Source organism: Bacillus mycoides (genome assembly GCF_001757995.1).
GTDB lineage: Bacteria > Bacillota > Bacilli > Bacillales > Bacillaceae_G > Bacillus_A > Bacillus_A mycoides_B.
Genome location: NZ_LXLV01000066.1, coordinates 1 through 21,084 on the forward strand (window position 1 = coordinate 1; position 21,084 = coordinate 21,084).

23 protein-coding genes are annotated in these 21,084 nt (G+C 34.5%); 7 read left to right on the plus strand and 16 right to left on the minus strand.

Annotation, left to right across the window (positions count from 1 at the left end):
• Nucleotides 1-374, minus strand: a 374-nt coding sequence (locus BWGOE10_RS22585; protein WP_131798980.1) for a collagen-like protein, incomplete at its 3' end; no start/stop codon positions are given.
• 410 nt (nt 375-784) lie between these two features.
• On the opposite strand from BWGOE10_RS22585, the gene BWGOE10_RS22590 reads away from it, so the two are divergent.
• Together BWGOE10_RS22590 and fhuB are read left to right on the plus strand one after the other, a co-directional pair.
• Entirely contained in the window at nt 785-1,759 is a 975-nt protein-coding gene (locus BWGOE10_RS22590; protein WP_002122874.1) for an ABC transporter substrate-binding protein, read from the plus strand.
• A gap of 7 nt (nt 1,760-1,766) precedes the next feature.
• On the plus strand, nt 1,767-3,803 hold the full coding sequence (fhuB, locus tag BWGOE10_RS22595) for a Fe(3+)-hydroxamate ABC transporter permease FhuB (protein ID WP_070145037.1): 2,037 nt from the start codon (nt 1,767-1,769) through the stop codon (nt 3,801-3,803).
• A 46-nt stretch (nt 3,804-3,849) separates the two neighbouring features.
• Here the strand turns inward: fhuB and BWGOE10_RS22600 are convergent, their stop codons facing one another.
• Nucleotides 3,850-4,746 carry a hypothetical protein gene (locus tag BWGOE10_RS22600; protein ID WP_070145038.1) on the minus strand — a complete coding sequence of 299 codons (897 nt, stop codon included), beginning with the start codon at nt 4,744-4,746 and terminating at the stop codon, nt 3,850-3,852.
• Nucleotides 4,747-4,920: 174 nt separating this feature from the next.
• On the opposite strand from BWGOE10_RS22600, the gene BWGOE10_RS22605 reads away from it, so the two are divergent.
• Nucleotides 4,921-5,424 carry a DinB family protein gene (locus BWGOE10_RS22605; RefSeq protein WP_070145039.1) on the plus strand — a complete coding sequence of 168 codons (504 nt, stop codon included), beginning with the start codon at nt 4,921-4,923 and terminating at the stop codon, nt 5,422-5,424.
• 134 nt (nt 5,425-5,558) lie between these two features.
• Nucleotides 5,559-5,891: a spore coat protein C gene (locus tag BWGOE10_RS22610; RefSeq protein WP_070145040.1), complete on the plus strand. Its 333-nt coding sequence runs from the start codon at nt 5,559-5,561 to the stop codon at nt 5,889-5,891.
• 64 nt (nt 5,892-5,955) lie between these two features.
• On the opposite strand, the gene BWGOE10_RS22615 is transcribed toward BWGOE10_RS22610, so the two are convergent.
• From BWGOE10_RS22615 to BWGOE10_RS22640, 7 genes are all read right to left on the minus strand, one after another.
• A complete protein-coding gene (locus tag BWGOE10_RS22615; RefSeq protein WP_070145041.1) occupies nt 5,956-6,651 on the minus strand; it encodes an ABC transporter permease in 696 nt (231 codons plus the stop codon).
• 24 nt (nt 6,652-6,675) lie between these two features.
• Nucleotides 6,676-7,548, minus strand: a complete 873-nt coding sequence (locus BWGOE10_RS22620) for a DUF4097 family beta strand repeat-containing protein (protein WP_070145042.1) — start codon at nt 7,546-7,548, stop codon at nt 6,676-6,678.
• Nucleotides 7,549-7,582: 34 nt separating this feature from the next.
• Entirely contained in the window at nt 7,583-8,287 is a 705-nt protein-coding gene (locus tag BWGOE10_RS22625) for an ABC transporter permease (protein ID WP_070145043.1), read from the minus strand.
• 34 nt (nt 8,288-8,321) lie between these two features.
• Complete coding sequence (locus BWGOE10_RS32980) at nt 8,322-8,483, minus strand: hypothetical protein (protein WP_171903136.1); 162 nt, start codon at nt 8,481-8,483, stop codon at nt 8,322-8,324.
• Nucleotides 8,476-9,399, minus strand: coding sequence for an ABC transporter ATP-binding protein (locus BWGOE10_RS22630; RefSeq protein WP_070145044.1), 924 nt, complete (start codon nt 9,397-9,399; stop codon nt 8,476-8,478). The genes BWGOE10_RS32980 and BWGOE10_RS22630 overlap by 8 nt, the downstream gene beginning before the upstream one ends.
• Nucleotides 9,400-9,524: 125 nt before the next feature.
• Nucleotides 9,525-10,460, minus strand: coding sequence for a HAMP domain-containing histidine kinase (locus tag BWGOE10_RS22635; protein WP_070145045.1), 936 nt, complete (start codon nt 10,458-10,460; stop codon nt 9,525-9,527).
• 1 nt (nt 10,461) lies between these two features.
• Nucleotides 10,462-11,154 carry a response regulator transcription factor gene (locus BWGOE10_RS22640; RefSeq protein WP_070145046.1) on the minus strand — a complete coding sequence of 231 codons (693 nt, stop codon included), beginning with the start codon at nt 11,152-11,154 and terminating at the stop codon, nt 10,462-10,464.
• A 170-nt stretch (nt 11,155-11,324) separates the two neighbouring features.
• On the opposite strand from BWGOE10_RS22640, the gene BWGOE10_RS32985 reads away from it, so the two are divergent.
• Together BWGOE10_RS32985 and BWGOE10_RS22645 are read left to right on the plus strand one after the other, a co-directional pair.
• On the plus strand, nt 11,325-11,498 hold the full coding sequence (locus BWGOE10_RS32985; RefSeq protein ID WP_002112138.1) for a hypothetical protein: 174 nt from the start codon (nt 11,325-11,327) through the stop codon (nt 11,496-11,498).
• The gene (locus BWGOE10_RS22645) at nt 11,499-11,693 is read left to right on the plus strand and encodes a YwbE family protein (protein ID WP_002112142.1); all 195 of its coding nucleotides are present in this window, start codon (nt 11,499-11,501) and stop codon (nt 11,691-11,693) included.
• Nucleotides 11,694-11,733: 40 nt separating this feature from the next.
• Here the strand turns inward: BWGOE10_RS22645 and BWGOE10_RS22650 are convergent, their stop codons facing one another.
• On the minus strand, nt 11,734-12,933 hold the full coding sequence (locus tag BWGOE10_RS22650; protein ID WP_070145047.1) for a class I SAM-dependent rRNA methyltransferase: 1,200 nt from the start codon (nt 12,931-12,933) through the stop codon (nt 11,734-11,736).
• A 247-nt stretch (nt 12,934-13,180) separates the two neighbouring features.
• On the opposite strand from BWGOE10_RS22650, the gene isdG reads away from it, so the two are divergent.
• The gene (isdG, locus tag BWGOE10_RS22655; RefSeq protein ID WP_002112144.1) at nt 13,181-13,504 is read left to right on the plus strand and encodes a heme oxygenase; all 324 of its coding nucleotides are present in this window, start codon (nt 13,181-13,183) and stop codon (nt 13,502-13,504) included.
• 72 nt (nt 13,505-13,576) lie between these two features.
• Here isdG and srtB read toward each other — a convergent pair whose 3' ends face one another.
• The 6 genes from srtB to isdC all read right to left on the minus strand — a co-directional run bounded on the left by srtB (nt 13,577) and on the right by isdC (nt 20,973).
• Entirely contained in the window at nt 13,577-14,341 is a 765-nt protein-coding gene (srtB, locus tag BWGOE10_RS22660) for a class B sortase (protein ID WP_070145048.1), read from the minus strand.
• A 43-nt stretch (nt 14,342-14,384) separates the two neighbouring features.
• Complete coding sequence (locus BWGOE10_RS22665; RefSeq protein ID WP_070145049.1) at nt 14,385-15,155, minus strand: ABC transporter ATP-binding protein; 771 nt, start codon at nt 15,153-15,155, stop codon at nt 14,385-14,387.
• On the minus strand, nt 15,145-16,128 hold the full coding sequence (locus BWGOE10_RS22670; RefSeq protein ID WP_070145050.1) for a FecCD family ABC transporter permease: 984 nt from the start codon (nt 16,126-16,128) through the stop codon (nt 15,145-15,147). The genes BWGOE10_RS22665 and BWGOE10_RS22670 overlap by 11 nt, the downstream gene beginning before the upstream one ends.
• A gap of 27 nt (nt 16,129-16,155) precedes the next feature.
• Nucleotides 16,156-17,037, minus strand: coding sequence for a heme ABC transporter substrate-binding protein IsdE (isdE, locus tag BWGOE10_RS22675; RefSeq protein WP_070145051.1), 882 nt, complete (start codon nt 17,035-17,037; stop codon nt 16,156-16,158).
• A gap of 69 nt (nt 17,038-17,106) precedes the next feature.
• Nucleotides 17,107-20,238, minus strand: coding sequence for an NEAT domain-containing protein (locus BWGOE10_RS22680; protein ID WP_070145052.1), 3,132 nt, complete (start codon nt 20,236-20,238; stop codon nt 17,107-17,109).
• Between the two features lie 24 nt (nt 20,239-20,262).
• Entirely contained in the window at nt 20,263-20,973 is a 711-nt protein-coding gene (gene isdC, locus BWGOE10_RS22685; RefSeq protein WP_070145053.1) for a heme uptake protein IsdC, read from the minus strand.
• Nucleotides 20,974-21,084 lie beyond the last annotated feature (111 nt).

Here is a 21,084-nt window from a genome sequence, read left to right on the forward strand (position 1 = left end):
GCTCCCGTTGCTCCTGTTGCTCCCGTTGCTCCCGTTGCCCCTGTTGCTCCTGTTGCTCCTGTTGCTCCCGTTGGGCCTGTCGCTCCTGTTGCTCCCGTTATCCCCGTTGCTCCTGTTGCTCCCGTTATCCCTGTTGCTCCTGTTGCTCCCGTTATTCCTGTCGCTCCTGTTGCTCCCGTTATTCCTGTCGCTCCTGTTGCTCCCGTTATTCCTGTCGCTCCTGTTGCTCCCGTTATTCCTGTCGCTCCCGTTGGACCTGTTGGACCGAGCTTAGGAACTATCCCATCACAACTAAAACAGCACGAATCAACATGTATACCATTTTGATTATTACACCCACAATATCCATTTGTGTTATTGCGCCCAAAAGACATGTTGATCCCTTCCTTCTTGTTCAATATTTTAAATACATTCAACTAATTTAGAAGCATCTATCTAATAAAAAATCGCTTTTCATTTCCCCTATCAACTCTATCCGATCTAAGACAAACCTTTTATAAACAAAGGTTTACTCCTGACATTCTAATAATTATTACATGCAATATTCTCTCCTTTCGCTTGTACTTTCGCCTTCTTCATTAAACGAATTTCCTCTCCTTCAATCTTGATACATTCATGTATTTCAATGCAACATATCAAAATCCGTATAAATCATTATTTTTCGTCGAAATTTTAAAAATATATTGACACTTAAAATATCCTCATAGTATGATTTGTTCGTTGTAATTGATAACGATTTTCAATATCGTACATTGCAAATGAAAAAATTATTTGGGGGCAGAAGATGAAGAAAATTCTCAGTATTTTCATAGTAGTTCTTCTATTCGCTGTTGGATGCGGACAGCAAAAAGAGGAGAAAAAAGAAACAAAGACAGACGATAAAAAGCAAGCTATAACAATTAAACACGCTGAAGGGGAAACGAAGTTAGATAAACCGGCGAAAAAAGTTGTTGTACTTGAGTGGGTATATGCAGAAGACTTATTAGCACTTGGTGTTCAGCCAGTAGGGATGGCAGACATTAAGAATTATAATAAATGGGTAAATACAGAAACAAAACCAAGTAAAGATGTTGTAGATGTAGGAACTCGTCAACAACCAAACTTAGAAGAAATTAGCCGTCTAAAACCAGATTTAATCATTACAGCTTCATTCCGTAGTAAAGCGATTAAAAATGAATTAGAACAAATTGCACCAACAGTTATGTTCGACCCATCAACAAGCAATAACGATCACTTTGCTGAAATGACAGAAACATTTAAACAAATTGCCAAAGCAGTTGGAAAAGAAGATGAAGGTAAAAAAGTATTAGCTGATATGGATAAAACATTTGCTGATGCAAAAGCAAAAATTGACAAAGCAGGCTTAAAAGATAAAAACATCGTAATGACACAAGCATTTACAGCTAAAAACGTACCAACATTCCGTATTTTAACCGACAATTCTACAGCTTTACAGGTTACAAAAAAATTAGGTTTAACAAATACTTTTGAACCAGGTAAATCTGAGGCAGATGGTTTTAAACAAACAACTGTAGAATCATTACAAAGTGTACAAGATTCAAACTTCATTTACATTGTAGCGGATGACGATAACATGTTTGACACTCAACTAAAAGGCAACCCTGCTTGGGAAGAATTAAAGTTCAAAAAAGAAGACAAAATGTATAAATTAAAAGGCGACACTTGGATTTTCGGTGGTCCTGAGTCTGCAAAATCTTTAGCAACACAAGTAGCAGATGTAATGACAGCGAAGAAGTGATTACACGATGAATAGCTTACAACATACACTTCGAGCAAGTCTTGTATTCGGAGGAGGAGCAACTCTCTTGCTCCTCCTTTTCTTTATTCATATCGGGCAAGGACAAGCAAATATTTCCTACAGTATGATTATCGATGCTCTTATCTCACCGAATCAATCGCTAGGGCATCAAACTTTAATCATGCTTCGACTCCCTAGAGCTGTAATTGCCATTTTAGCTGGAGGTGCTCTTGCTGCATCTGGAGTCATTTTGCAAACTTTAACGAAAAATCCTCTTGCTGAAGCAAGTACAATGGGAATTCATTCAGGTGCATATTTCTTTCTAGTAGCGGCTACAATTTTCTTACCGAAAGGTTTGCAAATTAACTCACTTCTTTTCACATTTATCGGTGGTGCAATTACTGCTTTATTTGTATACCGTATTTCTGGTGGAAAAAAGGGAACCCCACTTAGAATGGCACTAGCTGGTATGGTCGTTACATTAATGCTTTCTGCCTTTACCGGAACGATGCAGCTTTTCTATGAAAATGAAACAGCTGGTTTATTTTTATGGGGAGCTGGATCTCTTATTCAAAATAACTGGGATGGCGTTCAATTTACTTTTCCATTTATCGTTATTTCTTTCCTAGTTTTACTATTCATATCTCGTAAGCTCAACATTCTCTTACTAGGTGATGATGTTGCTGTTTCTCTTGGTGAAAAAACAGCAGTAACACGTCTTATCGCCTTCATTGCTGCAATCTTTTTAACAGCAGTAATTGTTACTGTTGTTGGACCGATTGGGTTTGTCGGCTTAGTTGCACCACACTTAATGCGCCTTATTGGTTATCGTCAACACTTTACCCTCCTTCTCTCCTCATTCTTATGGGGAGCAATATTATTACTAGGAGCAGATGTTGTTGGTAGATTAATAGATCCAACTGGTGCAGAATTACCTGTCGGGGCAGTTACAGCAATGATTGGATCACCTTGGCTTATTTATTTAGTGTATCGCATGATGAAATCGAAACAATATATGAATGATAATGGAGCTAATGCAGCTGGAGCTAGTTCTCGCTATTACTCTTATAAAAAGGTAATCATTATATCTATCGTGCTTTGTATTGTGACGATTTCTCTTGGCGTTGCAATCGGTAGCAACTCTTATATCGAAAGCATTACAAATGTCATAACAGGACAATTAACACAATTTGATAAAAATATGATGATGAATCTTCGTTTACCAAGAATGCTCGTTGCCGCTATTGCTGGAGCATGTCTTGCGATAAGCGGACTTGTTTTCCAAGGCATATTACGAAACCCACTTGCCGATCCTTCTATTATTGGTATTTCATCGGGAGCAGGTGTTGGTGCTTTAACCATTATGTATGTCTTCCCTGCACTTCCTGGTTTCTTCCTACCAATTGGTGCATTTATTGGTGGACTACTTGCAGTTGGAATTGTCCTGTTCTTCTCCTGGAAATCAGGATTTAGTCCAACAGCTCTCGCTTTAATAGGAATTGGCATTTCGGCGCTCGGTTCAGCGATTATTCAAATCTTTATCGTTAGGGCGAATTTAAACGTGGCTGCTGCTTTAACATGGTTGTCAGGCAGTACTTATGCAAGAGGATGGAATCACTTAGAAAATATCATTCTATATCCATCACTCATTCTCGTACCCATTATATTTTTCTTAATGAAACAACTCGATGTTCTCGTACTTGGAGACGATTTAGCAACCGGACTCGGGCAGCCTGTAAATAAAACGCGTCTTGCTCTAATTGTGTTAGCGACACTACTTGCATCAGTCAATATTGCTGCTGTCGGTACTATCGCCTTTTTAGGCCTTGTTGCACCGCACTTAGCACGAATCGTTGTTGGCATGAATCATCAAAGACTATTCGTTTGTTCCGCTTTATTTGGAGCAATTCTGCTTTCCGTTGCTGACTTACTCGGACGAACAATTGCATATCCGAAAGAAATACCTTCTGGGCTTGTTGTTGCTGTACTTGGGGCACCTTATTTCTTATGGTTAATGAGGAAGAGCGGGAAGAAGGTTAATTAAAAGGAAGGCTTCTTGTTAGAAGCCTCCTTTTTATATACTAAATAAATTACTCTGATCTCACTAATTTCACAGATTCACTATCTCCCATAAACTCATGATATACAGTTAATGTGTTCTCCTCAAGTTTCAAATCAGCTTTCTGCTTTCTTTCTCCCACTAAAAATACAAGCTCTACAGAAATAATTCCTTTGTTTACACTTAATAATCGGAAATCCCCTATAGTAGTCCCTTTCCCAAAAATATTATGTTCCATAAATTCTCCGCCTGTTTTCTCACTATTAAATTCTATTTCCAAACCAACTGGTCTGTCTGTACTTTCTTGTGACATCCAAGACCCCTCTAGCTTTCCAATATCAGCCTCTTTTTTCTTTTCATTTTTTAATTCTTCCTCTTTTTTCTTTGCTTCTGCTTGTTGAGTTAGTATGTCATCGATTTGCGTATTCAGCTCTTTGGCCCGTTGATTTTCCGAAATAAATTGTTGATTTTGACCAGTATCATTAATAATTTTATTTACTATTACTTTAGCCTCTTCATATTTTTTATCATTCTTTAACTTCTCTGCCTTTTCCAATTGACCTATATATTGACCTTTTAACTCTTTATTCTCCATGAGCAAAGCTTTTTGTTCTTTCGCTTGATTTTGAAGAGTTGTAGAACCATCTTTCATTTTTTCTACTTCTTGAAACAACTCTATTGCTTGTTCTATATTTTCACTCGATTTCTCTTTTATTGCACGTATCATCTTAGTAGTTTGTTCTTGTAATACTTTTGCTTCTTTATCATTCTTTTTCTCTTCCAATGCCAATTCAAATGATGCTTGTGCAGTGTCATATTCTTTACTCGCTAAAGCCAATTTCCCCTGATCCATTGCCTTTTTATAAGTCTCATTGCTACATCCTGCCATTAAAAATAGAATTATGATTCCTAAAGTCAATCTTTTCATAATATCCCCCTTGATGCTGTAAAATCTATACACTAAATTAATATAATTCCATATACACTCAATAATATCATAAAATTTATATATAACTCTTAAATACCATTATTAAAATATAAAGGAAACTATCCATTTCCCCACGAACTTAATCTATGAACATAAATAGGGGGGATAACAACAATGTACCAAACAATTGAAGGCTTTTTACAATCATGGAAATACGAGGCTGAGTCTACTCAAAAGATGCTCGATGCATTAACAGATGAATCTTTGTCACAAGAAATTGCGCCTGAACACTGGACGTTAGGAAGAGTTGCTTGGCATATCGTTACTGCAATTCCTGTTATGCTATCTGGAACAGGACTTAAGTTTGAAGGAGAAACGAAAGATTATCCTGTGCCAACTTCAGCAAAAACAATTGCAGATGAATATCGCAAAGTGAATACGGCTTTTATTGAAGCACTGCAAAGCGAATGGACTGATAAAGACTTAGCTACTATTAATGACTTCTTTGGTCGTCCTATGCCGAATTCTATATTTTTAATGACACTCATAAATCATCAAAATCACCACCGCGGACAGATGACTGTTTTAATGCGTCAAGCTGGCTTAACATTCCCTGGCGTATATGGTCCTGCAAAAGAAGAATGGGCTGCAGCTGGAATGGAAGCTCCTAAAATGTAATGACAGAAAAAGACAAGGTGTCCTATCACCTTGTCTTTTTCTGTAACTTGTTTCATGTGAAACTATTTTCTACTAAATGGTATTTTATGAGAAAATACGTTAAAATAAATTCACATTAATTGGAGGGAACTAAATTGAATACAAAAAACAAAAAAATAACAATAAGAACTCTCTTACTAACTTCTATCATTGGAGTTATCGGTGTATCTATTTACTTCACATGTTATGGCACACCCTGGGGAAAACAAACAGCAATTGCTGAATCAAAAGAGTATATTACAAAACACTTTAATCTAGACGCGAAAGTCAAAAATACTTCTTACGATTCTAAGATGGATAGCTACGCAATCGCCTTTGAAACAATTGAAGATGGAGAGTTTACTATCGAATATAAAAGTCCTAATAACTTTAACATTTCTCCAGGAGTTCAAGAGTATTTAAGCAAACATTACAAATTTACGGAGTAGTAACGAAGCATACATATACAAAAAAAGAGTTGGTGTAACACCAACTCTTTTTTACTTATTCTTGTCATACTGTTACATCTTCCCTCTCTATATTTTTAATTCCGTAATATGCAATCACCATACCAATCGCTGCAAATGTGAATTGAAGAGGAAGAAACGTCGCTATAGGAAATATGGGCTGGTTATTAATTGCGATTAATACAACGATAATAGAAGAAACGATTGTAGCTGGCACAGAACGTTTACGCATCCCGAAATATAGAGGGATTAAACTTATTCCCGAAGTTGCAATCGCTAAAGGAACAAGATTTATCCCTTCTTGAATCAATTGATCTACTTTAAATGGATTAGGAAGAATTGAAAAATAACTATCTATCCCAAAGAAAATTCCTACTACTAAAATGTTCGATAAAATAACTGTTATAAATGTTAATGTTGCTGTAATGGCCAACTTACTAACCATCATTTTCTTTCGGTTAATTGGATAAGAAAACATGAGTAATATTGTTTTGTTTTTATATTCATCAATTATTAACTTGGCTATTAGTACGCCACCAAAAATAATAAATGTTGCTCTTACTAATGTGCTAGCCACCAACAAAATTATCTGTGGATCTTTTATTTCAGGATCTCCTTCTATTTGAGCAACGAAACTAACAAAAATTAGTAGTGCCAGTATAATGATATTTGCAATAACTGCTCTCTTCACATACCATCCGAGCTTAAACTTCTTCAGTTCTAGCTTCATAAGACGTAGCATGATAGTCCTCCTTTTATTTAAATTTTAATCGATATAAATTCCTCCTGTTTTACTTAAAATCTTCACATCATTTTTTGCATCACCGATGGTTCCTTCTTTTATCTTTTCTGTATTTTTATCTTTCTTAAGTCCTTTTAAATCTATCATTATGTCAGTCGAATTACTTTTGGCCGTAAGTTTCAATGAAGCTGGGACATCTTTATACCTTACGCCAATGTCGCCTGATTTTGTTTCTACAAATAATGATTTTCCTTCTGTCATATCTTTCAATAATACTTCCCCAGATGTTGAAGTGATGTTCATATTTTCGTTTTTTATATTTTTCACATAATTATCGCCAGTAGTAGAAGTTATATTTACTTCTTGTAATGAACTATCTTTTAACATTAAATCTCCACTTTCGGATGTGAACTCACCCTTATCTGCCGATAGTCCTACAATCATTTCATCTCCAGACTTTCCTTTTGTCACGATACTTTTTACTACTATGTCGCTTATTTTCACATCACCCGATTTATTATTTAATACTATTTTATCTATTTCTTTTTTCGGAATAGATATAGAAATAATATTCTTTTTCCTAAACGTAAAACCATTAAAAAATCTGGTCATCTTTTGTTTTTGCTTAATCACAACTTTATTACCGTCATTTTCTATTTTGACGGGATCTATCTCTTTATCTACTCGTTCACCTTGAGCGGAAATTACCATTTCGTTAGCGTCTGTACTTTTAAATTCAATATCCCAGTTTTCATTATAAACTTCTATTTCTTTTATATTATTTATCTCAAAAGACTTTTCTTTCTTAAAATCTTTCCCCTGAAATGTCTTAAAACCGAAAACCACACTAGCAATTGTAAGAAATAAAATTGCAATTACTATTATTTTTTTCAACATTCATACCCCAGTTCATCGTTGTTTTTAACTTGCTTCACGCCACATCCATCTGGTCAATTTTTCGATACGACAGATAACTAATAAAAATTCCTAATAAACAGAGTACAATTGGGATAAATATAAAATCATACATACTTACTTGACCGTTTCCAGGACCAACGTTACTATTCATCATCATCCCAATTATTACTGCAGAAGTAATCGTTGTCGGTGTCGATTTCTTTCTCATCCCAAAAAATAAAGGAATTAAGCTTATACCAGATATCATAAATGCATTTATAAAAGTAGCTGGAACGGTAGCTATTATTTCACCCATCGTAATAGGTGTTTCAATTAGCCCCATCATTGGGTTCATAAAAAATATGAGCAAACTAATACTAAAAGTAGCAATAATCATGCTCACAAAACAAAAACTAAAAACAATTGTTAATTTTGCCCTCATTAACATTTTCCTTTGCAGTGGGTACATAAATAGTAGTTGCATTGTTTTGTTCTTATATTCATCAATTACTAAACGTGATAAAATGACCGCACTAAAAATAAGAAATGTTATCCTTATAAAAATGTTTGCTAAAGTCATATATTTTGTGAAATCAGTGAGCGCCGCATCTACTTCACTTTTCGCTCCCAACCCCATAAGACTTACCGCAGCAAAAATTACTATAATACAAATGGCTACCCCTTTAAAATAACTAGATAATTGGTGTTTCTTCCATTCCAGTTTCATTAATTTAAACATATAAACCACGCCTCCATTACTAACGTAACTATCTCTATGCTACTAACATTCTAATTCCAGCAGTAACTACGCTTACTATCCCTATCACTAGTAAAATTAACAACCATTTCCGCTCTGGTTTTCTATAATATAAAATCCCACTTATGAACATTACGATCAATCCACTTACTATATTCACTAACAACCCATTAAGCATGAATGCCTTCCCCATCCATTACATTCAAGAAATATTCTTCTAAGGAGCTATGCTTCTTATTAATACTTTCAATTTCTACATCATTCATAATGAGTGCTTTTGAAATTGCTTGCTGCGTCACCGCCACTTCATAAACACGAATCATGTTTCCACTCATTATTTTGTAGTTTTTTATACCGATTTTATCTTCTAAAATATAAGCTGCCCGTTTCACATCAGGAACAGTGATTTCAATGTACTCTGTTTGTTTTCCGTTAATACTCTTCATTGAAACTTCTTTTATTAGTTTTCCATTTTGAATCACACCAATTGTATCCGCCATTTGTTCCATCTCGCCTAAAATATGACTAGAAACTAATAACGTAATGCCATATTCTTTGCAGAGCATTTTAAATAAATCTCTTAATTCTTTAATACCAATTGGATCTAAACCGTTAATTGGTTCATCTAAAATGAGTAGTTCTGGCTTTGTCATGATCGCCCTTGCAATACCAAGTCGTTGCTTCATCCCTAATGAAAAATCTTTTACTTTTTTATTATCTACGCCGTGCAGTTTTACTAAATTTAAAGCATGATCAATTGCGTTCTTATCGTAATACCCCATATATTCACAATGTAATTCTAAGTTTTCCTTCGCCGTTAATTTATCATAAAAGATTGGATATTCGATAATTGTCCCCATACGCTTTAACAATTCATAAGATGTGTCTGTTAACTTCTCACCGAAAATTTCAATATCACCGCTCGTCGGTTTTATTAAATTTGTAATCATTTTCATAATCGTTGTTTTACCTGCACCATTTGGTCCTAAAAAGCCGTATATCTCTCCTTTTTTCACATGCATGTTAACGCTAGAAATAACTTCTTTCCCTTTAAGCACTTTCGTTAACTGATTCGTTTTTAATATATATGTCATGTCACTGTCTCCTTTCGCACTACTTTATATTTCTATAATAGACAACGGAATTCTCTTTTTTCTTACCCGTTCCTTACAAATTCCTTACGCTGAAAAAAAGCTTGTAGAATCTACTTCTCTACAAGCTAAAACTGCATCTTTTTTAATACAACTGTAAAAATCGTTTTTTCATACGGCTTACTAGAAAGATGAATTTCTCCATCCATCGCTTCCACAAGCCTTTTCGTAATCGTTAACCCTAGACCGCTTCCTTGGTACAATCTATTTCTCGAATCTTCAAGTGTGTACATACGCTCAAACACTTTATCAATATGAGATTCATCAATTCCTTTTCCTTTATCCCATACGTCTATATACACACTCGTTTCATCATCTCTTAAAATCATACCGAGTGTCTTTCCATCGTCTCCATATGTAATCGCATTTGATATTAAATTATTCAACACTCTGCCTAATACTTCTACATTTCCAAGTGCATATATATTTCTTTCTGGTATATCGATATGAACATGAAAACCTTTCGTCGTCACTAAATCATAAAAAGATAAAATCTTCTCACGGCAAACTTCATTCATATTTACTTTTGTTATCTCGATTGCCTTGTCACCAGATTCTAATTTTGCCAAATCAAAAAACTTATGAATCAGTTCCATCACTTCCAGCGTTTTTACATGCACCTTTTCAAGTAATATTTGCTGCTCTTCCTCACTTATCGTTTTATCCTTATTTAACATTTCTGTATATCCAAGAATAACTGTTAGTGGTGTTTTTAAATCATGTGAAATGTTTGAAAGCATTTTTCGCATCGAAATTTCCACTTTCGCATGATCTGCATGCGTTTTCTGTTTTGCATCTAATAAATGATTGATTGCCACTAATAACTTTTGCAATTCTGTATCATCCGTCATAATTAATAGCTTCTCACCAGTTTGTTCTTTTACAATTCGATTTAACTTCTCATACGTGTAGCGTAAATTCCTACTACTATTTTTCCTAATTTTATATTGCACGTAAATAACGATAAGCAATATAATAATCACCACTGTTAAAAATACAACCATACTACATCACTTCCAACTTATAGCCGATGCCCCATAATGTTTTAATATATTCTGGATTAGATGGATCACTTTCAATTTTCTCACGTAATCTTCTCATATGAACATTAATAACGTTATCTTCACCGTAATACTCTTCATTCCAAACTAACGTATATATTTGTGCTTTTGTAAATACACGATTTTTATTCTTTACGAACAGTTTTAAAATCTCAAATTCTTTTAAAGTAAGTTTGAGAGGCTTCTTGTTTTTCTCCACAGTAAAATTGATTGGATCAATAGTTAAATCACCAATTTGAATCATTTTTTCTGTTGTTTCTGTAGCCGAATATTTCGTAGATCTCCTAATACCTGCTTTTACACGTGCAGCCAATTCAATCATAGAAAATGGCTTACAAATGTAATCATCCGCTCCAAGTCCTAAACCAACCGCCTTATCAACATCTGTATCTTTCGCTGACATCATTAAAATTGGGACGGCACTTTTTTCTCGAATGATTCGCACAACCTCTAAGCCATCTAACTTTGGCATCATAATATCGAGAATGATCAAATCAAATGAACCTTTAAAAAATGCGGTAACTCCTTCTTCTCCGTCAGATGCGATTGTAACTTGAAAGCCTTCTTTTATTAAATATGTTTCAACCATCTCCTGAATTGAGATATCATCTTCAACTAATAAAATATGATGTGACATATTTCTATCCCCTTTTTTTACAAACATTAACATTTTAATTGTATCGTAACGAATGAATGCTGGAAAGAATTATATGAATTTTTAAACCAACTTCCCTTCCTTCCCTAACAATGATATGATGAAATTCACTACTATTGTTCATAATTAACTTTATATAAAGGAGACTTATCATGTCAGAAAATAAAAAAGTAAGCTTAGCTGATTTAATGCGCGAACAACTTGCGAAGAAAAAGCAAGGAAATGGAAACGGCTCAAATAATGGAAATCAAAGTCAAGAAACGAAAAAATTACAAAACCAACAAACGAAGAAAACAAACAACCAACGTAGACGTACAGGTGTATAAATGAGCGGGCAAAAACGATCTAACATTTCATCAGGTCTTGAAGTTGATATTGTATTAAAACAAGATCAACGTACAGGCAAGCTAACAAGAGGAATTGTAAAAGATATTTTAACTAACTCACCCTCTCATCCGCACGGCATTAAAGTACGATTGCAGGACGGGCAAGTTGGCAGAGTCCAAAATATCATTCAATAAGAAAAGGAGCTCATTTAAACTTGAGCTCCTTTTTTCTTTATTAACCTTTAATTTTCTCGATGAAAACTACTTTTAAATAGTCTCCTTCTTTAAATTGATCAATTGTACGGAAATCTTCTGGTAAAGAATGTTCTTCTAATATTTTATATTTACCGTTCATTTCTTTGAATGCTGTATCGATAAAGCCATTAAACTTTTTCATATCGAATGCGCTACAATTTGTAGAAGCAACGATAATACCGTTATTTTCTGTAATCGCAATTGTTTCTTTTAATAAGTTTTTATAATCTTTCGCCGCACTGAACGTATATTTTTTTGAGCGTGCAAAACTTGGAGGGTCAAGTACAACCATATCAAATTTCATCTTTTTCTTAGCAGCATATTTGAAATATAGAAATACATCTTCTACAATAATATCTTGTGCTTCGTAATCAATTTCATTTACACTGAACTGCTCAATCGTTTTACTTAAACTACGATTGGCAAGGTCAACACTTGTTGTTTTACTTGCTCCGCCAAGCGCTGCAAATACAGAGAAAGCTCCAGTATAAGAGAACATATTTAAAACTGTTCTTCCTTTTGCATATTTATCACGAATTTGTTTTCGAACGTTACGTTGATCTAAAAATACACCAACCATCGCCCCGTCATTTAAATATACAGCAAAATTTACACCGTTTTCTTTTACGATAAGTGGGAACTCACCGCGCTCTCCTGCTACGAAATCATCACCTTCAATGTATTTCCCTTTCGTATCAAAACGCTTTTTCTCATAAATCCCTTTGAAGTTTGCTACTTTTTGAAGTGCTGCTATAATTTCATCTCGGAAAGTATAAATCCCTTCACTATACCAGCTTACTACGTAATAGCCGTCATAATAATCGATGATTAAACCTCCAAGGCCATCACCTTCACCATTCAGGGCACGAAATGCTGTTGTATCATTTGATTTATAAAAATGTTTTCGTTTATGTAAAGCAGATTTGATTTTACTTTCAAAGAAAGATTGATTCACTTGCTCCTTCTCTTTTCTCGTTAAAATCCAACCATACCCTTTATTTTGTTTTCCATAATATCCTTTTCCGATGAATTGGTTCTTCTCATCTACTACTTTGATGATTGTCCCTTCTTCACGTACATCATTTAAATTTTGAATTGCATCTTTTAAAATAAGTGGATATCCACCTTTAATTTCTTTTATAAACTTCGGTTTTATTTTTATAGTTACTTCAGATCGCATGTAATGTCTTCCTTTCCATTTGAATGCTTTCTAACTATAGTAAGCATTTAAAAAACGAGACCGAAAAACAGCCTCGTTTCACTATACCATATTATTGCTTTGCTAGTACAACTAGCTCATCCTCTCGCTTAATCGAAAAAAACTTATATATTTCATCATTACCATTGACAACGATAATGATTTTCATTATCATTTAATATATATGAAACGATGAAAATAATGATAGATTTATAGGAGGAATAAAGAAATGATTATTGTTACAAATACATCTAAAATTACGAAGGGTGACGCACATAAATTAATTGAGCGCTTTAATAAAGTAGGTAAAGTTGAAACGATGCCTGGTTTCTTAGGATTAGAAGTTCTTCTAACTGAAAATACAGTTGATTATGATGAAGTAACGATTAGCACTCGTTGGAATGCTAAAGAAGATTTCCAAGGTTGGACGAAGAGTACGGCCTTTAAAGATGCGCATTCACACCGTGGTGGATTACCAGATTTTATTATCGATAATAAAATCTCATTCTATGATGTTAAAATTGTTCGTATGCCAATTGCTGCGGCTCAATAACTTCGGTTTTAATAATTGGTATAGAAGTATGAGAAGTGATACATCTTCTCTACTTCTATACCTTTTCTTTTTTCAATTTCTTTTCACCAACTTCGCATGCACGACTAGTCTACCAGCCTCTGGATCCAGTGCATAATCACACGTTGAAAGTGTTAAAATTTGATCATCCGCTGTCACTTTTGTATCTGTTTTATAGAGTGACCTATCCTTAATTTTTTCTAGAAAAGATGCATAGTCTTCATCGCTTCCAAAATCTGTTTCAATATAATAGAAATCAGTTGTCGTTGTATATACTGAAAATACTTCTACATCGTATCCTTCAAACAAAGTATCGTAATACAATTTGCGATGAGACATAAAGAAATCTTCTTCTAATATTTTTTTAAGACTCCCAAACATAGAACCGTCTTTCATACGATGTCCGTATAAAATCGTATTTCGATTTTGAGATTTCACATCGTTGCGATGATCCATAAAAATACTGCCTGCCCTCATATCCTCACCTTTATAATTACGATACAAATAGTAATCATTATCTTTCGCTTGAACAATCGGATAATTAATTTGCGTATCATCCATCGTAATCCATCCAACTATTTCTGGATTAATTTTTTGTAAGGCTTGAAATTGTGCACGTACTGCTCCATCTGATGATTTTTCTTCCATCGGACTCCTTTGATAAATATCTTGTGCTTCAGCCATTACTTTGCGATTTTCATAGTAATCCATGAACATCCCGCCTAATTCATACACGGAGTAAAAAAAGATGCCTAAAAAAGCAACTGTAAGTATTCTTTGAAACAAGGAATTTTTTTTCTTTTCTTTCTTGCCGCTCAAATTATCACCTCAAAACGGATTTCCAAAGGGATTTAGCCGTCTATCAAATCCCCATTGGTACCATATACAATCCTGTATCTTCATCGCATTTCACAACGACCTCTACGCCATATATGCTCTTAATCATATCTTCTGTTACAACATCATTTGGCGTACCTTTCATAACTATTTCTCCATCTTTCATAACGATAATATGATCGCTATAACGGATTGCTTGATTAATGTCATGTAATACCATAACAATCGTTAAACCATGTACTTCATTTAACTCTTTCACTAACTCTAATATTTCAAGCTGATAGTAAATATCTAAATACGTCGTTGGTTCGTCTAAAAACAGCATGGGCGTATTTTGCGCTAAAGTCATTGCAATCCAAACACGTTGCCTTTCTCCACCAGATAATGCGTGTATTGGCTTATCACGCTTATCTTGTAGTCTCGTACACGTCAATGCTCTTTCGATTGCTTCGCTATCCTCATCCGTTTGTGTAGAAAAAATATTTTTATATGGCATACGCCCAAAACTCGTCAATTTCTCAACTGTAATATCTGCTGGCGCCTCATTTTGCTGATGAACGACCGCTAGCTTTCTAGCAAACTCTTTCGGCTTATACTGGCTAATAGCTTTCCCATCTAACATTACCTCTCCACTACGGGGATCATGATTTCGCGACATAACACCTAGTAATGTTGATTTCCCACAACCATTTGGACCAATAATTGTTGTAATTTTTCCAACCTCTATTTCACTACTAACAGACTTTAAACGATCCGTTATATTATCATAAGAAAAGGTTACATTTTTAATTTCCATGAACTCGATCACTCTTTCTAAGCAAGAATATTAAGAACGGACCACCGATGACTGCCATAATCGTCGCCGCTGGAATTTCATTAGGTGGTACGATTAGCCTACCAATTGTGTCTGCCGTTAAAATTAATAACGCACCTGCAAGGGCTGAAAATGGAATAAGTACTTTATGATCTGATCCAACCAGTTGCCTTGAAATATGCGGGATAAGTAATCCAACGAAAGCGATAACACCCGCAATTGCAGTTGATACAGCTGCTAAAAGGACAGCAATGGCAGAAATAATAAGGCGTACCCTCGTCACGTGAAGTCCAAGGTTTTTAGCCGTTTTATCTTGTAGAGATAATAAATTACACCATGCCCCTACAAACAATGCAAGAGTGAGACCGATTGATCCATATGTAACAAGTACTTCCACATCGCTCCATGTCTTCATCGTTATATTAGATGTTGTCGTCTGTTTAATACTTTTAATGAAATATCCGCAAATCGTAACGAAAGATTCATTTAAACCAGTAAACATCGCATTTATCGCTATACCGATTAAAATAATTCGTAGCGGACTTAAACCTGATTTCCAAGAAAACGCATAAACGAGATAACAAGCAAACGCACCGCCTAAAAACGCGAATAGTGGTGTCCAGAAAAAGAACTGAGGAAATAGTGTAATGATAACAAGCGTCATAAAACTGGCCCCTGAAGATATCCCGATAACCCCAGCATCCGCAAGTGGATTTTTCATGACTGCTTGGAAAAGCACACCAGAAACAGCAAGCGCCGCTCCAGTGAAAAGTGCAATAATGATGCGCGGGAAACGTAAATCTTTAATGACTTCAACATCTTCATTTGTCCCTGTAAATATACCTTGAAAAAGATCAATGACACCTATTTCTAAACTACCTTTCACAGCGGATACAGTAGTCATAATAACTAGTAATACTGTGACGATGAGGAAACTCCAAATTTTTTTATTCATCTCAATCTTCCTTTATCTATACATGCATCATGGATACATCATTTTCTTTAATTCATCTAAAGCTTCAATAGCTGCTAAATTCCCCGTCGTTCCAAATAAACGCTCTTCTAAATCGTACACTCTATTATTTTTAACTGCGGCAAAATGCTTCCAAATGTCGTTCGTTTTAAATTCCTTATCGAACATTTTCACAACTTCATCTGGCATACCATGCGCTGCACGTAAAATAATATCTGGATCAGCTTTTTTTAAGTACTCTGTATTAGAAGCTAAATATTCTACTTTCTCACCTTGTACTATATTTTTACCACCTAGTTGTTTTACTAAATCCCCAATATAGGAGTGTTCTGTCGCAACTAAATAACTTCCAGGTACTCCAAGTAAAATAAGGACTGTTGGTTCTTTCTTCCCTTTCACTTGTTTTTGAATGTCTGCAACTTTTTTATCGAACTTTGTTACGACTGCTTCAGCCTGTTTCTCACGCCCATATTTTTTACCCAAATCTGTAATTGAATTTTGCATGTTTTTTAAACTCGTTAAATTTAAAAAGTTTGCCTTAATGCCCGATTCATTAAAAACTGGCTTCAACTCATATTCAAGCGTCGTAACAGATAATACTTCTGATGGTTTCATTGATTTTACTTTTTCCATATCAGGACTCATCGGATTCCCAACTTCAGGTAAACCTTTATAGCGCTTTGGCAAAGTTTTAGAACTTGTAGGAATACCTGCTAAATCTACTTCTAATGCATCCATAATTTCAGTCACAGCAACTGTCGTAGCAATAACACGTTCCTCACTATTACTCTTTACCTTTTTCGCCGTTTCTTTTTTTGGTGATGAGCACCCAGCTATACTAAATAAAAGAATGATAGCCATTAATACACTCATGATTTTCTTCACTCTCAATCACCACTCCTTTCAGTACAATATGAAACGAGTCTTGATGCACGGTTTCATGCATCAAGACTCCAAATTTTATAGTCTACCCGCTCTATATTTACGAACTAATAAAGCAAGTGAACCTAGTAGTAGCACCATGTATAAACCGATTTGTGCTGTATCTGCTGTTTTTGAGTTTTTCTCTTTTTTCGTATCGTTCTTCACATTTTCGTTTTGCTTCTTACCGTCTGCATTTCGATTGAAATCAGGATTACCGATTGTTTTTACATTGTCTACTTTCGGTGTAATCACTGGATTTTTCGGATCATTCTTCGGATCGTTTTTCGGATCCTCTTTAATAGTTCCTACTGCACCAATATTATTTGTATCAAATTGAATTTGCACGTCGTAGAAATGATGATAGTTCATTGAATCAATATCTACTTTTACTTTCGCATTTAATTTCGCAAATAAATCATCAACCTCAAATTCTACTACTCTCGTATTTGCATTTTTATCTTCACTCACTACTTTTGCATCAGCAAACGTGCCAGCGTTTTCTGTTTGGAACTTCGTAATCCAAGCACTATCTTTCAGTGTTACCGCAACATATTTTTTGCCATCTTTCACTGTTAATCTTGCTGGATTTACAACGTATTGATTCATCATTGAAATCTCATCCGTTTTATCTTTTAACACTTTAAAAGCAACATCATATTGACCGTCTTTTAAATTTTTCGGATCCACTGTTGTGTGTCCATTTTGATTATTATTTCCGCCTTGGTTGTCGTTTCCACCTTTGTTGTCGTTTCCACCTTGGTTACCTAAAGCTTTAATACTACCTTTATCAAATACAAATTGAATATCGTAGAAATGATGATAATTCATCGCATCAATATCCACTTTCACTTTTGCATTTAACTTTTTCGATAAATCGGCTACTTCTACTTCCACTACTCTTGTATCTTGCTCTTTATTTGTACCTAATACTTTCGCATCGACAAACAAGCCATTCTTTTCAAACTCAAACTTTGTAATCCATGAGCTATTCGTTAATGTGAAGGATACATATTTCTTACCATCCTTCACTTTCAATACTCCTGGACTCTTCGTATATGTGTTCATCATTGAAATTTCGTCTGTTTTATCTTTTAACACTTTAAAACCAATACTGTATTCACCGTCTTTAAGAGCATTGGGATCAATTATTGTGTTATTGTCTTGGTTATTGTTTCCACCTTTGTTGTCGTTTCCGCCTTGGTTATCGTTTCCGCCTTGGTTGTCATTTCCACCTTGGTTATCGTTTCCGCCTTGGTTGTCATTTCCGCCTTGGTTATCGTTTCCGCCTTGGTTATCATTTCCGCCTTGGTTATCGTTTCCGCCTTGGTTATCATTTCCGCCTTGGTTATCTAAAGGCTGAATGCTATCTTTATCAAATGCAAATTGAATGTCATAGAAATGATGATAATTCATTGAATCGATATCTACTTTTACTTTTGCATTTAACTTTTTCGATAAATCGGCTACTTCTACTTCCACTACGCGTGTATCAGCTTTTTTATCTTCACTTAATACATTCGCATCAACAAACGAACCATTTTTCTCAAATTCAAACTTTGTAATCCAAGCACTATTCGTTAACGTAAATGATACATACTTCTTACCATATTTTACTTTTAATACACCTGGATTTTTTGTATATGTGTTCATCATTGAGATTTCGTCTGTTTGATCTTTTAATGTTTTAAAATTGATGCTGTATTCACCATCTTTAATTGTTTCAGCATCTGGTTTCTTATTTCCATCCAGTTGTTCTACTTCCGGCTTTTTATCTTCATCCGGTTGTTTCTCTTCATTTTTAACTTGTTCAAGTTTATCTTGTTCAAATACAAGTTGTACATTATGTGTTTGCTTGTAACCTTGCGATGCCACTTCAATAAATACTTTTGTATTTAGTTTTTTTGATAAGTCAGCTACTTCAAATTCTACTACTCTTGTATCGTTTTCTTTATCTTCACTCACTACTTTTGCATCAACAAATGCACCATCTTTTTCCGTTTGGAAATTTTTAATTAATGAGCTACTTTTTAGCGTTACAATTGCTTTTTTCTTACCATTTTCTACTTTCAATACTCCTGGATTTACCATGTAAGTATTCATCTTAGATTCTTCATCCGTTTGATCTTTTAATACTTTAAATGGAATGCTGTACGCACCATCTTTAATTATTTCAGTATCCGGCTTTTTATCTTCATCCGGTTGTTTCTCTTCATTTTTAATTGTTTCAAGTTTGTCTTGTTCAAATACAAGTTGTACGTCATGCGTTTGTTTATAATTTCTTGATGCCATCTCAATAAATACTTTTGTATTTAGTTTTTTTGATAAATCAGCTACTTCGAACTCTACTACTCTTGTATCGTTTTCTTTATCTTCACTCACTACTTTTGCATCAACAAATGCACCATCTTTTTCCGTTTGGAAATTTTTAATTAATGAGCTACTTTTTAGTGTTACAATCGCTTTTTTCTTACCATTTTCTACTTTCAATACTCCTGGATTTACCATGTAAGTATTCATTTTAGATTCTTCATCTGTTTTATCTTTTAACACTTTAAATGGAATGCTGTACGCACCATCTTTAATTGTGTTAGAATTTGGTTGTTGATCTGAGTCAGGCTTTTGGTCGGGCTTCTGACTTGGATCCGGATTTTCATTTGGATCTGGCTTATTAGCTGGGTCCTCTTTTTCATCTGGTTTTTCTACATGAATTGGTGTAATGCTATTTTGGTCGAATGAAATACGAATATCATAGTAATGATGATAATTAAAAGCATCAATATCAACTTTTACTTTTGCATTTAATATTTTTTCTAAATCTTCTACATCAAATTCTACAACTCTTGTATCATTCTCTTTATCTTCACTAACTACATTTACATCAACGAATTGACTACCTTTTTCTGTTTCAAACTTCGTAATCCATGAACTATGTGTCAACGTAAAGGATACTTTCTTTTTCCCATCCTTCACTTTCAAAGTCCCCGGGCTTACAGAATATTGATTCATCATTGATTCTTCATCTGATGTATCTTTCAAAACTTTGAAACCAATTGAATATTCACCGTCAGCTAAAGTTGTAGCTGCTTGAACTGCAAGTGGTTGTAGCGTTGATACGAATGTAAAAATCGTTAGAAACATTGCAACAACAATTTTAAAATACCTGTTCAATGGAATGACTCTCCTTTTTAAAATTTATTTACTTAACTTCACTTTACGAACTAAGAAAACACCTGAAATTAAAACTAACGCTGCAAATAATCCAATGCGTGCATCATCACCTGTTTTTGGGTTATCTATTTTTTCAGCTTTGCCACTTTCATTTGTTCCTTTATTTGCATCTTTGTTTGTTTCTTTACTCTCTTCTTTCTTTTGCTCTTCTTTTACTTGTCCATCTTTTTTAGTTTGATCATCAGTTTTTGTTACAGCTGCTGCATTGTTATTGCCACCTACAGCTTTTACGTTTGCATCAAATGCAAAACGAATTGTGTAATGATGGTCGTAGTTTGCACTTGGTACAACAACATGAATTTTTACTCCTAACGGTTTAGATAAATCATCAACTTTAAATTCAACCGTTCTTTTATCTGCTGCTTCGTCTTTGCTAATTACTTTTGAATCAACGAAGTTACCATTCTCTGGTGCTTTAAACTCTGTAATCCAAGCACTATGATTCATTGGAACTTGTACTCTCATCTCACCATTTTTCACAATTAACTTAGCTGGTTTTTCAAAATAATCATTTGCCATTGAAGCTGAATCATCTTCCGCCTTTTTGATAACGTAGTTAATATCGTAAGTACCGTCAGCTAATTTTGCTGAAGCTTGTCCAGATGGCATTACGAGAAAAGCTAGCATACATACTAACGTTATAATAAAAGCGGGCATTACTGAAAACTTTCTCATTTTGCTTACTTCCTCCTTGTTTATCTTTCATTTTATTATTTTGAAAATGATAATTATTCTCAATTTATAAGAAAAAAATAATCTCTTCTACCTTTATTTACTTGTCATTAC